Source organism: Streptomyces sp. NPDC127092 (assembly GCF_042722475.1).
In the GTDB taxonomy this organism is placed as follows: domain Bacteria; phylum Actinomycetota; class Actinomycetes; order Streptomycetales; family Streptomycetaceae; genus Streptomyces.
In genome coordinates, this window is sequence record NZ_JBHXFE010000017.1 from 32,849 (window position 1) to 48,447 (window position 15,599).

Annotated in this window: 10 protein-coding genes; 5 read left to right on the forward strand and 5 right to left on the reverse strand. The window is 75.1% G+C overall.

The window, feature by feature from the left end; genetic code table 11:
• Positions 1–5: 5 nt before the first annotated feature.
• The 5 genes from ACFWJO_RS16430 to ACFWJO_RS16450 all read left to right on the forward strand — a co-directional run bounded on the left by ACFWJO_RS16430 (position 6) and on the right by ACFWJO_RS16450 (position 10,160).
• Positions 6–1,517, forward strand: coding sequence for a flavin monoamine oxidase family protein (locus ACFWJO_RS16430; RefSeq protein WP_386865586.1), 1,512 nt, complete (start codon positions 6–8; stop codon positions 1,515–1,517).
• Positions 1,514–4,990 carry a ferritin-like domain-containing protein gene (locus ACFWJO_RS16435; protein ID WP_386865588.1) on the forward strand — a complete coding sequence of 1,159 codons (3,477 nt, stop codon included), beginning with the start codon at positions 1,514–1,516 and terminating at the stop codon, positions 4,988–4,990. Before ACFWJO_RS16430 ends, ACFWJO_RS16435 begins: the two co-directional genes overlap by 4 nt.
• Before the next feature lie 4 nt (positions 4,991–4,994).
• On the forward strand, positions 4,995–6,752 hold the full coding sequence (locus ACFWJO_RS16440; RefSeq protein ID WP_386865590.1) for an FAD-dependent monooxygenase: 1,758 nt from the start codon (positions 4,995–4,997) through the stop codon (positions 6,750–6,752).
• Positions 6,749–8,020, forward strand: a complete 1,272-nt coding sequence (locus tag ACFWJO_RS16445; RefSeq protein ID WP_386865591.1) for a cytochrome P450 — start codon at positions 6,749–6,751, stop codon at positions 8,018–8,020. Before ACFWJO_RS16440 ends, ACFWJO_RS16445 begins: the two co-directional genes overlap by 4 nt.
• 181 nt (positions 8,021–8,201) lie before the next feature.
• The gene (locus ACFWJO_RS16450; protein ID WP_386865593.1) at positions 8,202–10,160 is read left to right on the forward strand and encodes an amino acid transporter; all 1,959 of its coding nucleotides are present in this window, start codon (positions 8,202–8,204) and stop codon (positions 10,158–10,160) included.
• 83 nt (positions 10,161–10,243) lie between these two features.
• Here the strand turns inward: ACFWJO_RS16450 and ACFWJO_RS16455 are convergent, their stop codons facing one another.
• The 5 genes from ACFWJO_RS16455 to ACFWJO_RS16475 are packed head-to-tail and all read right to left on the reverse strand — an operon-like array spanning position 10,244 to position 15,578.
• Complete coding sequence (locus tag ACFWJO_RS16455; RefSeq protein ID WP_386865595.1) at positions 10,244–11,077, reverse strand: ABC transporter ATP-binding protein; 834 nt, start codon at positions 11,075–11,077, stop codon at positions 10,244–10,246.
• A complete protein-coding gene (locus tag ACFWJO_RS16460) occupies positions 11,074–12,096 on the reverse strand; it encodes an ABC transporter ATP-binding protein (RefSeq protein ID WP_386865597.1) in 1,023 nt (340 codons plus the stop codon). Before ACFWJO_RS16460 ends, ACFWJO_RS16455 begins: the two co-directional genes overlap by 4 nt.
• Before the next feature lie 4 nt (positions 12,097–12,100).
• A complete protein-coding gene (locus ACFWJO_RS16465) occupies positions 12,101–12,994 on the reverse strand; it encodes an ABC transporter permease (RefSeq protein ID WP_386865600.1) in 894 nt (297 codons plus the stop codon).
• Positions 12,991–13,959, reverse strand: coding sequence for an ABC transporter permease (locus tag ACFWJO_RS16470; protein WP_386865602.1), 969 nt, complete (start codon positions 13,957–13,959; stop codon positions 12,991–12,993). Before ACFWJO_RS16470 ends, ACFWJO_RS16465 begins: the two co-directional genes overlap by 4 nt.
• Entirely contained in the window at positions 13,956–15,578 is a 1,623-nt protein-coding gene (locus ACFWJO_RS16475; protein ID WP_386865604.1) for an ABC transporter substrate-binding protein, read from the reverse strand. The genes ACFWJO_RS16470 and ACFWJO_RS16475 overlap by 4 nt, the downstream gene beginning before the upstream one ends.
• Positions 15,579–15,599 lie beyond the last annotated feature (21 nt).

Below are 15,599 nucleotides of genomic sequence, written 5' to 3' on the forward strand. Positions count from 1 at the left end.
ATCCCTTGTCCCAGCACCGGACACGCACCCGAGGCACGGTCACCGTCATCGGCGCGGGGATGGCCGGCCTGGTCGCCGCCTACGAACTCGAGCGCCTCGGCCACCGCGTGGAGATCCTGGAAGGCAGCCGCCGGCTCGGCGGCCGCGTCCGCACCCACCGCTTCGGCGCCCACGAGGGCGCCCCCTTCGTGGAACTCGGCGCGATGCGCGTACCCACCGCGCACCACCGCACCATGCACTACATCGACCATCTCGGACTCCGTGACCAGGTACGGCCGTTCACGACCCTGCTCTCCGAGGAGAACGCCCTGCTCGCCACCAGCACCGGGCACGTCCGGCTGCGCGACGCGCCGCGCCGGCTGATCGCGGACGTGCGGTCCGCCCTCGCCCGTGACGACTACCGCGAGGAGACCGTCGTCTTCGGCGCCTGGCTCGCGGCCGTCGTCGACGCCGTCGCCCCGCCGACGCTGCGCACCGGGTTACGCGCCGACCTCGCCCACGACCTCCTCGACCTGGTCGAGCGGCTCGACCTCACGCCCCATCTGCTCGGCGACGCGAAGGACCGCATCGACGTGCACGGCCTCTTCGCCGCCCATCCGGGCATCCGGGCCGGCTGCGGTCCGCGTCTCAACGGCTTCCTCGACGACATCCTGACCGAGACCAGCCCGCGGCTCGTCCGGCTCGCCTGCGGCATGGACCAGCTGGTGCAGCGGCTCGCCGCGCGCGTCCGGGGCCCGATCTGGCTCGGCCAGGAGGTGACCGGGATCGACGTCGCCGCGGACCACGTCCGGCTGCGGATCGGGCGCGGCCCGCTCGCCGCCGTGCGCCGCGCGGACCTGGTGCTGTGCACGGTGCCGTTCTCGGTGCTGCGCGGGATGGCCCTGACCGGTCTCGACGAGGACAAGCTGGCCGTCGTGCGCGAGGTGGACTACTGCCCGGCGACCAAGGTGGCCGTGCACGTCCGGGAGCCGTTCTGGGAGCGGGAGGGCATCCGTGGCGGCGCCTCGTTCAGCGGCGGCCTGATCCGGCAGACGTACTATCCGGCGCCGGCGGACGAGGTTCCGCCGGGCGGTCCGCACGGGCGGCGCGGCGAGCAGGGGCGGCGCGGAGCGGCACTGCTCGCCAGCTACACCATCGGCGAGGACGCCGACCTCCTCGGGCGGATGCCGGTCCGTCTGCGGCACGAGACCGTCGTCGACGAACTGGGCCGGATGCATCCGCAGTTGCGGCGGCGCGGCATGGTGCTCGGCGTGGCGAGCATGGCGTGGGGCGAGCACCCGTGGACGGCCGGCGGCTGCACCATCCGCTGGGGGCAGGACGCGGCGGCCTGCGAGGAGGAGCGACGCCGGGCGGCCCGGCCGCAGGGGCGGCTGTTCTTCGCCGGCGAGCACTGCTCGTCCGAACCCGCCTGGATCGAGGGGGCGGTGGAGTCGGCCCTGGACGCGGTCGCCGGGATCGACCGCCTCGCCGGTGCCCGTCACGGCCGTCCGGCCCCGGCCCTCCTGGAGGCGGCGTGAGCGTCTTCGACGCCCCTCGGGTGTACTTCGCGGGCACGGCGGTGACCAGGCTGCCGACGGGCCCGCGCGCCGCAGCGGCGGCCGGCCTGCTGGACCTGGCGACCAACACCGTCCTCACCGGCGGGAACACCGCGGAGTCGGGCCCGGAGCCGTCCCCGGGGAGGCCGTCCCCGGGGAAGCCGTTCCCGGGGAAGCCGTTCCCGGCGGACCGGCCGGCCGCCGACTGCCAGGCGATGCTCCGCGAGCGGGGCGCCCAGGGCGGGCACGTGTCGGGCAACGGCCACTTCTCGGTCGACGCCCGGGTGACGGCCGCCGACGGCCCGGACGGCGCCCCGGCGCCCGCCGGGGATCCGCTGCTCGGCCGGGCCGTGGACCTGTGGGGCCACTACAACCCGTATCTGGGCACGACGGCCAACCGGGCCCGGGTGTTCGACGTCGACCCGGCGTCGGCGTGGACGACGACCCTGATGATCGGCCGGTTCGCACTGGGCCGGGAGGGCCGCTCGCACGACTCCGGGCACGTGTGCCTCGGAGACGTGGCCGGCTTCCAGCCGCCGCGCTGGCAGTCCTTCGACCCGGCGCCCTCGGTGCTGCACCAGTTCGCGGTCCCTTCCGGTGCCGCCCTCGACTGGCCGGAGGGGCCCGGCGCGCCCTCCCCGCTGGCGGGCGCGCTGCGCGCGGCGGCCGAGGAGCACGGCGGGCTGCTCGTCCAGTTCGTCCTGGAAGCAGCGGGCCCGCCCGGCTCGCCGGGCCACGGGTACGCGGGGCCGGGCGACGCGCCGCAGCAGTGGCGGCTGCACGGGGTGATCGCGCCCTGGCGGCCGGAGGAGCCGCGCACGCATCCGGCGGGCCGGCTGCTGGTCCCGTACGGCACCGGCCGCCCCACCGGTCACCCGGGTCACGGCCGACGGCGGGCGCGGGTCTGCTCGGTGCGGGTGACGGCCGACGAGGCCGTGTTCAACCTGCCCTTCGGCCGGCCGGGCCCCGGCGACCTCGAACTGCGGACCGTCGTCTCGGACGAACTCGTCGCGGTGTTACGGAAGGACGACTGCCCCGCCGGGACCGGCGGCCCGCACGGCCACGGCGGAATCGTGGCGCGGGTGCCGGTGACCGCGCCGGGCGCCGCCTGGGCCGCCGACGAGGGCCTGTGCCTGGTGGAGGCGGCGGGACCGGCGGAAGACGGGTGCTCAGGAGGTCAGGGCACGGCAGGAGGCGGTCGAACGGGCGGTCAGGAGCCGGCGGAGGGCGACGGGTCCGGCGGGCGCGGGGCGGTGCTGCTGCGCGAGCGGGAGGCGGTGGTGGTCACGGACGACGCGGCGCTCTTCGTGGAGCACCCGGACCGGGAGCGGGGCGAGGACCATGCCGTGGAGGTGAGGGTGCGCGCCGAGGTACGGGGCCGCCCGGCGGCCCTGGAGCCGGTCGTCGTCCGGCAGTTCGTCAATCCCCGGGCGCTGCCCCGTGACCCCGTCGCCGCCGCGCCGGAGGCGCGCACCGGGGACCTGCGCGTCGTCGAGCTGCGGCCCGGGCGCCTCACCGACGGCAAGGAGGAGGGCCGGGACGGCGCGCCGGCCGGGCCGCCGGCGGACGGCCCGGCGGACTTCGGCGACTCGTGCCGTCTGGTGACCGACGCCCACGGCCGCGGCTGGTTCACGGTGCGCGGCGCCCGGGCCGGCACGGCGCGGCTGCTGCTCGCCGTCGACGGCGACGAGCAGCCGCCCTGCGCGCCCGACACCGCCGGTTCGGCGGCGGCCGCGTACGACGACGCGGACGCGCTCGGCTGGTGGGCGGGGGCCGGCGGGGCGCACGTACGGGTCCTGCCCGACGACTGGCACCTGGACGCGGTCCTCAAGGAGGACGTCGGCTTCGAGCTGCTGCACCGGGAGGTCTTCGCCTTCTACGAGCAGCTGTTCCCGTTCATGCGGGACGAGGTGTTCAGTCTGGCGGACCGGTGCAAGGTGGAGACGTACGCGAAGCTGATCTGGCAGATGTGCGACCCGGCGAACAAGGACCGCACGTTCTACATGCCGCCGACCCGCGACCTGACCCTGCCGAAGGCCCGGCTGCTCCTCACGTACCTGCGGGCCCGCGGCGCGGCGGACGCCGTGCTCCCGGCGGCCCCGGCCTCTCCGGGCGCCGCCGCACCGCCGCGGATCACCACCCGTGCCCAGCTGCGGGAGGCGCTGTGGCAGGCGGTCACGGTGGAGCTGGCGACCTCGCTGCAGTATCTGTACGCCGGGTACTCGCTGCCCACCCACGGCGCCGGTTTCGCGTACGTCCGCAGCGGGGTGTGGACGCCTCGGCAGCTGCGGCTCGCCTGCGGCGACGGCGGCGAGACGCTGAGCCGGGGAATCCGGGACACCCTGTTCGCGGTCGCCCGCGAGGAGATGATCCACTTCCTGGTCGTCAACAACATCCTGATGGCGATGGGCGAGCCGTTCCACGTGCCGGCGATCGACTTCGGGACGCCGGGGCGGCTGCCGCTGCCGCTGGACTTCGCGCTCGAACCGCTCCACCTCGGCAGCGTGCAGCGGTTCGTCGCGATCGAGCGGCCCGAGCGGCTGGCGGGCGACCGGAGCGACGCGAGCGGCGGGAGCGGCCGGAGCGGCGGCGGGGACGGTGCCGGTGTGCCCGACCACGCCGGCGGGCCCGCGTTGTTCGGTTCGCCGAGCGAGCTGTACGCGGCGATCCGCGACGGCCTGACCCGGGTGCCCGACCTGTTCCTGGTGGAGCGGGGCCGTGGCGGCGGCGAGCACCGTCTCTTCCTCGGCCGGGCGGTCGACGCCCGCCATCCCGACTACCAGCTGGAGGTCGACGACCTGTCGAGCGCGCTCTTCGCCGTGGACTTCGTGACCGAGCAGGGCGAGGGCGGGGTGCTCGACGCCCCGGGACCGCTGCCGGAGTCCCACCACGACACCTTCGTGCGGCTCGGCGAACTCCTCATGACCGAGCGGGCGGACGGGCCGGGCGGGCAGGGAGCGCCGTGGAGCCCGGCCTATCCGGCGCTGCGCAACCCGACCCTCGACCCGGCGCACCCCGGGCGGGCGGTGGTCCGCGCCCCGCACGCCCGTGAGGTGATGCGGCTGTTCAACCGCTGCTACTTCCTGATGCTCCAGCTGATGGTGCAGCACTTCGCCGAGAGCCCCGACGCGAGCCTGCGCCGGTCCCGGCTGATGAACGCGGCGATCGACGTGATGACCGGGATGATGCGCCCGCTGGCCGAGCTGCTGGTGACGCTCGACTCGGGGTGGCGGGGCCGGACGGCGGGCCCGTCGTTCGAGCTGGAGGAGCCGCCGGTGGCGCTCGCCCGGCCCGACGTGGCCCGCCGGGCGTTCGCGATGCGCTTCGCGCACCTCGCCCGGATGGCCCGCGCGTGCGAGGGCGTGCCCGGGCGCGTGCCGGAACTGATGGCCTTCTACGCCGAGCAGTTCGGCGGCGAGGCCCGCCGTGGTGTCCATACCGAAGGAGGGCGCTGAAACCATGAGCACCTGCGAGACACCCGCGCCGTCCGCTGCGTGGGAGACGGACGTCCTGGTCGTGGGCGGCGGGCCGGTGGGGCTCGCGCTCGCCCTCGACCTCACCCTCCGGGGCGTGGCCTTCGCGCTGGTGGAGGCGGGCGACGCGGTCCCCGCGGACCCGCGGATCACCACGGTGGGGCCCCGCGCCATGGAGATGTTCCGCCGCTGGGGGGTGGCCGGCGCGCTGCGCGGCGCGGGCTGGCCCGACGACCACGCCCTGGACGTCGCCTGGGTGACGGCGGTCGGCGGGCACGAGATCCACCGGCTGGAGTTCGGCACGGCCGCGACCCGGCCACGGCCGGAACACACCCCCGAGCCCGAGGCGATCTGCCCGCAGCACTGGATGGCGCCGCTGCTCCTCGACCGTCTCGGCCGCCACCCCGAGGGGCCGGTACGGCTGCACCACCGGCTGCTCGGTTTCACGACCGCGTCCGGCGGCGTCACGGCGGCCGTCGGCTCCGACGACGGCTGCCGCGCCACCGTCCGGGCCCGTTTCCTGGTCGGCTGCGACGGCGCCGCCTCCTCCGTACGGAAGGCCTGCCGGATCGCCATGCCCGAGCTGCACGCGACCAAGGTGCTCCGCAACATCGTGTTCCGGGCGCCCGAGCTGCCCAAGCTGCTCGGGCCGCGGGCCCCGCTCGTCCACTTCCTCACCTCGCCCGCCGGCCTCCGCTATCCGCTGCGCTCGGTCGACGGACGCGGGCTCTACCGCCTCACCGCCCCGGTCGGCCCGGCGGCCCCGCTGGACGTGGTGCGCCGGGCGGTGCCGCTGGACACACCCCTGGAGGTGGAGTCGGACACCGTCTGGCACCTGACCCACCGGGTCGCCGAGCACTACGGGGCCGGGCCGGTGTTCCTGGCCGGTGACGCCGCGCACACCCTGTCGCCGTCGGGCGGCTTCGGCATGAGCACAGGCGTCTGCGACGCCGCCGACCTCGGCTGGAAGCTCGCCGCGGCGCTGGCCGGCTGGGCGGGGCCGGGGCTGCTCGGCTCGTACGGGACGGAGCGCCGTCCGGTGGCCCTGGCCGGGGTGGCGGAGGCGCACCGCAATCTGCGCCGTACCCAGGAGCGCCGCATCTCGCCCGCGCTCCTGGACGACACGCCGGCGGGCACGCGGGCGCGTGCGGCGCTGGCCGAGGAGCTGGCGGCCTCGGACGTGCGGCGGGAGTTCGACCGGCCGGAGATGCACTTCGCGTACCGCTACCGCTCCCCCGTCCTGGCCGCCGAGGGCAGGGCGGACGGCGAGGAGGCCGCCCCGGTGAACCGCTCGACGCTGCCGGGCACGAGGGCCCCGCACGTCTGGCTGGCCCCCGGCCGCTCGACGCTCGACCTGTTCGGGCGGGAGTTCGTCCTGATGTGCTTCGGGGCCGGGGCCGGGGCGGAGGGCGCGGGTGCGGCGGATCGCGCGGCCCGGGCGGAAGGCGCGGGTGCGGCGGATCCCGGGGCTCGGGCTGGGGGCGCGGGTGCGGCGGATCTCGGGACCCGGGCGGAGGACGCGGCTGGGGCGGATCCCGGAGGCGGACCGGACGGGGTGGTACGGGCGTTCGCCGAGCGCCGGGTGCCGCTGCGGGTGGTCCGGTGCGCCGACCCGGTGGCGGCGGCGCGTTACGAGCGGCCGTACGTGCTGGTCCGCCCCGACGGCCATGTGGCCTGGCGCGGCACGGCGCCGCCCCGGGACCCGGGCGCCCTGGCCGACCTGGTGCGGGGAGCGGGCACATGAGCGGCGTCGAGCCGTCGTACCGCCCGCTGCCGGCCTTCGACCCGGCCCGGCTCGACCTCACCGACCCGTACCCCGTCTACCGGCGCTACCGGGAGGCCGGACCGGTGCACGCCGTGCGGTCTCCGGCGCGCGGTCCGACGACCTGGTACGTGTTCGGGTACGCGGAGGTGGCGCGGGTGCTCGCCCGCCGGGAGTTCGGGCGCGTGGACCCGGCGACCGGCAGCGCGGCCCCGCTGCCGCCCGGCTACGCGGTGCTGCGCCAGGTCGTCGAGAACTGGCTGGTCTTCCTCGACCCGCCCCGCCACACGGACCTGCGGGCCCTCGTCGCCCCGGCCCTGGGCAACGGGCCGGTCGACGCCCTCCGCCCGCGCATCCGCCGGATCGCGCGCCGGCTGGTCGACCCGCTCGTGGATCCGGCGGCCGCCGCGCCCTTCGACCTCGTCGCCGGCTTCGCGGCGCCCTTCCCGCTGCTCGTCATCGCCGGAGTGCTCGGCGTACCGGAGCAGCGGCACGGCTGGTTCCGGGAGCGGGCGCTGGCGCTGCAGCGCGCGGGCGGGACCCGGGCCGACCGCAGCCGTGCGGGAATGGCCGGGGCGGAGCGCGCGGCGGCCGAACTCGACGCCTTCTTCCGGCGGGAGCTGGACGCGCGGCGCGGTCCGGGGAACGACCGCGGGGACCTGCTCTCGGCCCTCGTGCGCGCCGCCGACGAGCGGACCCCGCTCACGCCCGAGGAGCAGTCGGCCACGTGCATCCATCTGCTGACGGCGGGCCACGAGACCACCACCGGCCTCCTCGGCAAGGCGGTGCTGGCGCTGCTCGCCCGCCCGGAGCTGCGCGCGGAACTGCGGGCGGACCCGGCCCTGCTGCCGGGCGCGGTGGACGAGTTCCTGCGGCACGACCCGCCGGTGCAGATGGTCACGCGCTGGGCGCAGCGCGACACCGCGCTCGCCGGGCACGCGGTGCGCCGGGGCGACCGGCTCGTCCTCGTCCTGGGCTCCGCCAACCGTGATCCGGCCCGCTTCCCCGATCCCGAACGGCTCGACATCCACCGGGACCCGGCCCGGCACTGTGCCTTCGGCCTCGGCATCCACTACTGCGCGGGGGCCGCGCTGGCCCGTGCCGAGGCCGAGACCGGCCTCGCGGTGCTCCTGACCCACCTGCCCGCGCTCCGGCCCGGCGCCCGGCCCGCGGTCGAGGTGCGGTACGCCCCGGACTGGGTGTTCCACGGTCCGGAGCGGCTCACGGTCACGGCCGGGGAGGCGGCGTAGGCCGGTCACCCGGACGGCCGCCGCGCCCGCTGTGACGAGGGCAACGCCCTCTTGAGGGACCTTGACGCGTTCCATACGCGTTCCGGCCCGGTCCTGACGCGTCCCCTGCATACGCTGGCTTGCCGCCGTCCGCCCGATGGCCGAATCCGACCACCCCGCACCGGACAGCAGGAGTCCTCCGATGGCCACGCCCCCCGCGCTCCGTTCCGACCGCCTGCGTGCGTGGATGCTGGAAGGGCTGTCCGACATGGGCAAGGGCAGGCCCTCGCGGCCCGCCGAGGCCGAGGCGTCCGCGCACGGTCACAAGGGCCAGCCCTGGTGGCGCGTCATGTGCCTGACCGGTGTCGACTACTTCTCCACGCTCGGCTACCAGCCGGGCATCGCCGCCCTGGCCGCCGGTCTCCTCTCCCCCGTGGCCACGATCGTGCTGGTGATCGTGACCCTGGCCGGCGCCCTGCCGGTCTACCGCCGGGTCGCCGAGGAGAGTCCGCACGGCGAGGGCTCGATCGCGATGCTGGCGCGGCTGCTCTCCTTCTGGAAGGGCAAGCTCTTCGTCCTGACCCTGCTGGGCTTCGCGGCGACCGACTTCCTCATCACCATCACGCTGTCGGCCGCCGACGCCTCGACCCACCTCGTGGAGAACCCGCACCTGGAGTCGGCGCTGCACGACAAGCAGGTGCTGATCACCATGATCCTCATCGCGCTGCTCGGCGCGGTGTTCCTCAAGGGCTTCCTGGAGGCGATCGGCGTCGCCGTCACGCTGGTCGCGGTCTACCTCGGTCTCAACGCCGTCGTGGTGGTGTCCGGCCTGGGGCACGTGCTCACGGAGGGCCACGTGGTCACCGACTGGACCACCGCCCTGACCGCCGACCACGGCAACGTCTTCGTGATGATCGGCGTGGCCCTGGTCGTGTTCCCGAAGCTCGCGCTGGGCCTGTCCGGCTTCGAGACCGGCGTGGCCGTGATGCCGCACGTCAGGGGTGACGCGTCGGACACCGAGGCCACGCCGGCCGGGCGCGTACGCGGCACCAAGAAGCTGCTCACCACCGCCGCGCTCGTCATGAGCGTCTTCCTGATCGCGACCAGCTTCATCACCACCGTGCTCATCCCGCACGAGGAGTTCGAGTCCGGCGGCAAGGCGAACGGCCGCGCCCTGGCCTATCTCGCCCACGAGCAGCTCGGCAACACCTTCGGCACGGTCTACGACGTCTCGACCATCCTGATCCTGTGGTTCGCGGGCGCCTCGGCCATGGCGGGCCTGCTCAACCTCATGCCCCGCTACCTGCCGAAGTACGGCATGGCCCCGCACTGGGCCCGAGCCGTGCGCCCGATGGTCATCGTCTTCACGCTGGTCGCCTTCCTGGTGACGTGGATCTTCGACGCCGACGTGGACGCCCAGGGCGGGGCGTACGCCACCGGTGTCCTGGTGCTCATCTGCTCGGCGGCCATCGCGGTGACCATCGCCGCGCGCAAGTCCGGCCAGCGCGGCTGGACGATCGCCTTCGGTGCCATCTCCGTCGTCTTCCTCTACACGACCGTCGTGAACGTCGTCGAGCGCCCCGACGGCGTGAAGATCGGTGCCTGCTTCATCGCGGGCATCATCCTCATCTCCCTCCTCTCCCGGCTCGGCCGCGCCTTCGAGCTGCGCGTCACCCACGTCGAACTCGACGAGATGGCCGAGCGGTTCATCCGCGACGTCGGCAGCCGCACGCCGCGCTTCGTCGCCAACGAGCCCGACCGGCGCGACGCTGAGGAGTACCGGGCGAAGAAGGACCAGATCCGCGCCGACAACGACATTCCCGGCACGGAGGACTTCGTCTTCGTCGAGGTGACGGTCACCGACCCGTCCGAGTTCGAGGCCGGTCTGACCGTCCGCGGCGAGGTCATGCACGACCGCTACCGGGTCCTGACGGTCGAGAGCTCCTCCGTCCCCAACGCGCTCGCGGCCCTGCTGCTCCACACCCGCGACGTCACCGGCGCCCGCCCGCACGTCTACTTCGAGTGGACCGAGGGCAACCCCTTCGCCAACTTCCTGCGCTTCTTCCTCTTCGGCCAGGGCGAGATCGCCCCGGTCACGCGCGAGATCCTGCGCGAGGCGGAGCCCGACCGGGACCGCCGCCCGCGCGTCCACGTCGGCTGACCGCCTGCCGCTCGTCCGGCGACGGCCGCACGGCGCAGCGCCCGCTGCTGACGCCGGTGGCCCCGACGGCCGCGGCCTGACGGTCACCGCCGCCGGTCTCCGAGCGCCGCGCGGGCCCCGGCGATCCGGGCCGGGTCCCAGCCGCGGCGCGGGACGGAGTCCAGCAGGAGGCGGGTGTAGGGGTGGCGTGGCGTGTCGAGGACGCGGGCGGTGGGGCCCGACTCGACGACGCGGCCGTGGCGGAGCACCACGACCTCCTCGGTGATGTGCCGTACGACTCCCAGGTCGTGGGTCACGAAGAGATAGCCCACGCCGGCGTCGCGGCGGATCCCGGCCAGGAGTTCGAGGATCTGCGCCTGGATGGAGACGTCCAGGGCGGCGACGGCCTCGTCGAGGACGAGAACCCGTGGTTCGGCGGCCAGGGCGCGGGCGATCGCCACGCGCTGGCGCTGCCCGCCGGACAGGGCGCGGGGCAGTGCGGCGGCCTCGCGCGGGCCGAGGCCCACCTGGTCGAGGAGTTCGGCGACCCGGGCCTCGCGCGCCGCCGGGCCGAGGCGGAAGTGGAGGCGCAGCACCTCGTCGACGCAGCCGCCGACCGTGACCCGCGGGTCGAGCGAGAGATAGGGGTCCTGGAAGACCATCTGGATCTCGCGGGCCCGCGCGAGCCGTTCGGCCCGGCGCAGGCCCGTGCGGCGGGTGCCTGCGGAGCGGTCCCGGCCGTCGAGGGTGACGGTGCCGGCGTCGGCGCGTTCGAGGCCGACGAGCATGCGGACGGTGGTGGTCTTGCCGCTGCCCGACTCGCCGACGATGCCCAGCGACGAGCCGGGGGCCAGGGCGAACGACACGTCGTCGACGGCGACATGGGTCCCGTACGCCTTGCGCAGTCCGCGCACGACCAGGCCGGAGGTCTCGGTCACGACAGGATCCCTTCGTCGGCGCGGTGGCAGGCGGCGAGCCCGGAGCCGTGCGCGGTGAGCGCGGGCAGCTCCTGGGTGCAGCGCGGCCGGGCGTACGGGCACCGGGGGGCGAAGGCGCAGCCCGGCGGGGCCTCGCCGACGGAGACCGGGCGTCCCGCGACGGGGCGGGGCGCGGGTGCGCCGGGGTCGAGGCGCGGGGTGCAGGAGAGCAGGCCCGCGGTGTAGGGGTGGCGCGGCCGGTCGAAGAGCCCGGTGGTCGCGCCGGTCTCGACGATGCGGCCGGCGTACATGACGTACACGCGGTCGCAGACGGCGGCGGCGAGTTCGAGGTCGTGCGTGACGAAGAGCAGTCCGGTGCCGCGTTCGGCCTGGAGGCGGGTGAGGATCGCGATGATCTCGGCCTGGGTGGTGACGTCGAGCGCGGTCGTGGGCTCGTCGGCGACGACGAGGGCGGGGTCGCCCGCGAGCGCGGCGGCGATGACGACGCGCTGGAGCATGCCGCCGGAGAACTCGTGCGGGCGGCGGCGGAGCGCGCCGCGCGGGTCGCGGATGCCGACGGCGTCGAGGAGTTCCCCGGCGCGCTCGGTGGCCCGGGCGGCGGGGACGCCGGCGGCCCGCAGTCCCTCGGTGAGGAAGTCGCCGACGCGGCGCAGGGGGTTGACGGAGGCGCGCGGGTCCTGGAAGACCATGCCGACGTCGCGGGCGCGGGTCGCGGCGAGGGCGGCGCGGTCCATGGTGAGCACGTCGCGTCCGGCGATCCGGACCGCGCCGGTGACGCGGGCGCGGGCGGGCAGCAGGCCGAGGACGCTGCGGCAGGCGACGGACTTGCCGGAGCCGGACTCGCCGACGAGGCCGACGGTCTCGCCGGGCGCGACGGTCAGCGAGACCCCGTCGAGGAGCGGGCGGGCGGCCCGGTCCTCGGGGAGCCGGAGCGTGAGCCGGTCGATCTCGAGGACGGGCGCGGTGCCGGTGTCCCCGACCGTGCCCACGGGTGCGGGCTGGTTGCCGTGATCGGTCATGGTGTCAGCGCTCCCGCTTCGCGATCCGGTCGGCGAGCCCCTCGCCGACGATGCCGAACGCCACGACGGCGAGGACGATGCAGAAGGACGGCGCGAGCGCGGGCAGCATCGCGCCCTGCTGGATCGCCGACTGGCCTTCGTTGATCATGGCGCCCCAGTCGGCGGCCGGCGGCTGGACGCCGAAGCCGAGGAAGGACAGGGCGGCCAGGTCCATCAGCGCGTAGCCGAAGTTCATCGCCGACTGGGCGAGCACGGTGGGCGCGATGTTGGGCAGGAGGTGGCGCAGGCAGATGGTCCGTCCTGACCAGCCCTGCACGCGGTACGACTCGATGTACGGGCGGGCCTTCTCCTGGCGGGCGATGCCGCGGACGAGCCGTCCGGCGTACGGGGTGTAGGCCACGGCCATGGCGACGACGGGCGCGGTCATGCCGGAGCCGGTGACGGCCACCAGCATGATGGCGAGGAGCAGTCCGGGCACGGCGAAGACGAGGTCCATGGAGCGGGAGAGGACCGCGTCGGCCCATCCGCCGCGCCAGCCGGCGAGGACGCCGAGGCCGGTGCCGAGCACGGTGGAGACGGCGACGACCAGCAGCGGGCCGAGCAGACCGGTGCGGGCGCCGTACAGGAGCCGGGACAGGATGTCGCGACCGGACTGGTCGGTGCCGAGGAGGTGGTCGCCGCCGGTGCCGACGAGGCCGGCCGTCAGGTCCGTGGCCTCGGGGTCGTACGGGGCGAGCAGCGGGGCGAGCGCGGCGACGAGCACGAGGGCCGCGAGGAGCAGCAGGGCGGCGGTGAACAGCGGCCCGTGGCCGCCGAGGGCGCGCAGCCGGCGAAGGCCCGGGCGTCCGCGCGGGGCGGCCGCCGGGCCGGCCGTCCCGGGTGGTGCGGTGAGGGTCATGAGGTGCCTTCCCCGTGGGTGAGCAGGCTGAGCCGGGGGTCGATGAGGGGCGCGAGGAGGTCGACGGCCAGGTTGACGAGGACGAAGGCGGCGACGCTGAGCAGGGTGACGGCCTGGACGACGGCGAAGTCCTTGGCGGTGACGGACTGGACGAGGAGGGAGCCGAGTCCGGGGACGTCGAAGGCGGTCTCGACGATCGAGGTGGTGACGAGGAGGCCGGCGAGCATGGTGCCGCCGACGGTGACGACGGGACCGAGGCCGTTGCGCAGCACGTGCCGGCGGACGACGGTGCGGCGGGCGACGCCGCGGGCGCGGGCCACGTCGACGTGTTCGCGGCCGAGTTCGTCGAGCATCGCGGAGCGGGTGACGCGGGCGAGGAGTCCGGCGAAGGTGGTCGCGAGGGCGACGGCGGGCAGGGTCAGGTGGTGGAGGCGGTCGGCGAGGCCTTCGGGGGTGCCGCCGGGGCCGGGGAACCAGCCGAGGTTCACGGAGAACAGCGACACCAGGGCGATGGCGCTGACGAACGAGGGCGTGGCGGTGGCGATGCCGGTGCCGATGAGCACGAGCCGGTCGACGACCCCGGGCCGCAGCGCGGCGAGCACGCCGAGGCCGACGCCGCCGACGGTGACGAGCAGGGCCGCGTAGCCGACGAGCAGGAGGGTGCCGCCGAGCCGGGTGCCGAGCAGGGTGGCGACGTCCTGGTGGTACTGGGCGGAGCGGCCGAGGTCGCCGCGCAGGGCGTCGCCGAGCCAGGTGGCGTACTGCACGGCCAACGGGTCGTCGAGGTGGTGCTCGGCGCGCAGCGCGGCCACCGTCTCGGGTGTCGCGGGCCGGCCGTGGAGCAGGAAGGAGACCGGGTCGCCGGGGGCGAGGTGGACGGTGGCGAAGACGACGAAGGAGGTGACGAGCAGGACGCCGAGGAGGCCGGCGAGCCGTCCGAGCAGGTAGCGGGTGAGACCGTTCATCGCTGCGCGGCGCCGATCGTCGCGGCCCAGGGGTAGTAGAGCTGGGCGATGCCGGTGGGCGCGCCGGTGATCCTGTCGCCGAGGAAGACGGAGTACGGCGCTTCGTAGAGGGGGATGACGGGCAGTTCGCGCACGGCGATCCTCTGGAGTTCGGCGGTCAGGTCGCTGCGGGCGCCGGGGTCGGCGGCGGCGTTGGCCCGGTCGAAGGCGGCGTCGTAGACGGGGTCGGACCAGTTGCCGTAGTTCCCGAAGTCGCCGGTGCGCAGGTACTGGTAGAACTCCAGCGGGTCGGGCGTGCTGTCGTAGCCGTTGGTGACGACGAGGTCGAGTCCCTTGCGGGCGTTCGGGTCGACGAAGATGCCGCTGTACGCCTCGGGGGCGACGGCCTTGAGCCGGACGTCGAGCCCGATCCGGCGGCCGGCCGCCTGGACGGCGTTGGCGACGACGCTGATCTCGGGGGCGAGGGTGCTGGTCACCAGGGTGACCTTCTTGCCGGTGGCGCCGGCCTGCTCGATGAGCTCCTTGGCGGCGGGGACGTCGTGGACGGGCTCGGGCAGCTCCTTGAAGTAGCCCTCGGTCCGCTCCGGGGTGAGGGCCCAGGCGCCGCGCGCGGTGGGCGCCTTGGCGGGGACGCCGACGCCGCCGGCGGCGGCCTTGACGATGTTCTCGCGGTCCAGGGCCATGGACAGCGCCTTGCGGACGCGGAGGTCGCCGAGGGTGCCCTTGAAGTCGAGGACGGCGAGGTTGGCGGCGGCGGTGTTGGGGCCGAAGTACACCGTGCCCTTGCTGCTCGCCCGCAGTTGGGCGAGGGAGGTCGAGGGGACCATGTAGCCGCCGTCGGCCGTGCCGGAGAGGAAGGTGTTGGTGCGGGCGGCGGGGTCCTCGACGAAGGTGAAGCGGACGCTGTCGGTCTTCGGCGTGAGCTTCTCGTCCCAGTAGCCGGGGTGCTTCCTGAGGGTGATGGACTCGCCCTGCCGCCAGGTGTCCAGGGCGTACGGGCCGGTGCAGTTGATCCTGCCGCCGGGAACGCCGTACTCCTTGCCGGCCTTGGCGAGGAAGGCGGCGCTCTCGATGGTGCCGGGCGAGGCGGCCAGGAGTTCGTTCAGGAGGACGTCGGGCTTGGTGAGCCGGAGGGTGACCTCCAGGGGTCCGGTCTTCTCGATCGCCTCGACGTTCTTGAAGGCGGAGCCCCACGGCGAGCCGGTGGCGGGGTCCATCTGGCGCTTGAGGGAGGCGACGACGTCGTCGGCGGTCATGACCGTGCCGTCGTGGAAGGTGACGCCGGACCGCAGGGTGTAGACCCAGACGTCGGGCTGCGGGTTGTCCCACTTCACGGCGAGTCCGGGCTCGATCCTCAGGTCGGGGGTGACCCGCAGGAGCTGTTCGCAGACGTTCGCGAGGACGGTGTTGGGCGGGTAGTCGAAGGCCTGGGCGTAGTCCAGCGTGTACGGCTCCGCGTAGAGCGACCAGGTGAGGGAGGACAGCGGCCCCTTCGCCGCCGGGCTCAGCGGGGTGACGGTGTGGCCGCCGGCGCCGCCGGCGGGCCGGGTGGCGCCGGAGCAGGCGGTCGCGAGGGCGGCGGTACAGGCGACGGCGGCGAGGAGTCTGGGCGTGCGCAAGGAGACCCACCCCTTTACGGG

Coding starts and splice junctions, on each gene's coding strand:
- ACFWJO_RS16440 (WP_386865590.1), top strand. CDS start 4,995: ATGAGCACCTGCGAGACACCCGCGCCGTCCGCTGCGTGGGAGACGGAC.
- ACFWJO_RS16445 (WP_386865591.1), top strand. CDS start 6,749: ATGAGCGGCGTCGAGCCGTCGTACCGCCCGCTGCCGGCCTTCGACCCG.
- ACFWJO_RS16450 (WP_386865593.1), top strand. CDS start 8,202: ATGGCCACGCCCCCCGCGCTCCGTTCCGACCGCCTGCGTGCGTGGATG.
- ACFWJO_RS16460 (WP_386865597.1), bottom strand. CDS start 12,096: ATGACCGATCACGGCAACCAGCCCGCACCCGTGGGCACGGTCGGGGAC.
- ACFWJO_RS16465 (WP_386865600.1), bottom strand. CDS start 12,994: ATGACCCTCACCGCACCACCCGGGACGGCCGGCCCGGCGGCCGCCCCG.
- ACFWJO_RS16470 (WP_386865602.1), bottom strand. CDS start 13,959: ATGAACGGTCTCACCCGCTACCTGCTCGGACGGCTCGCCGGCCTCCTC.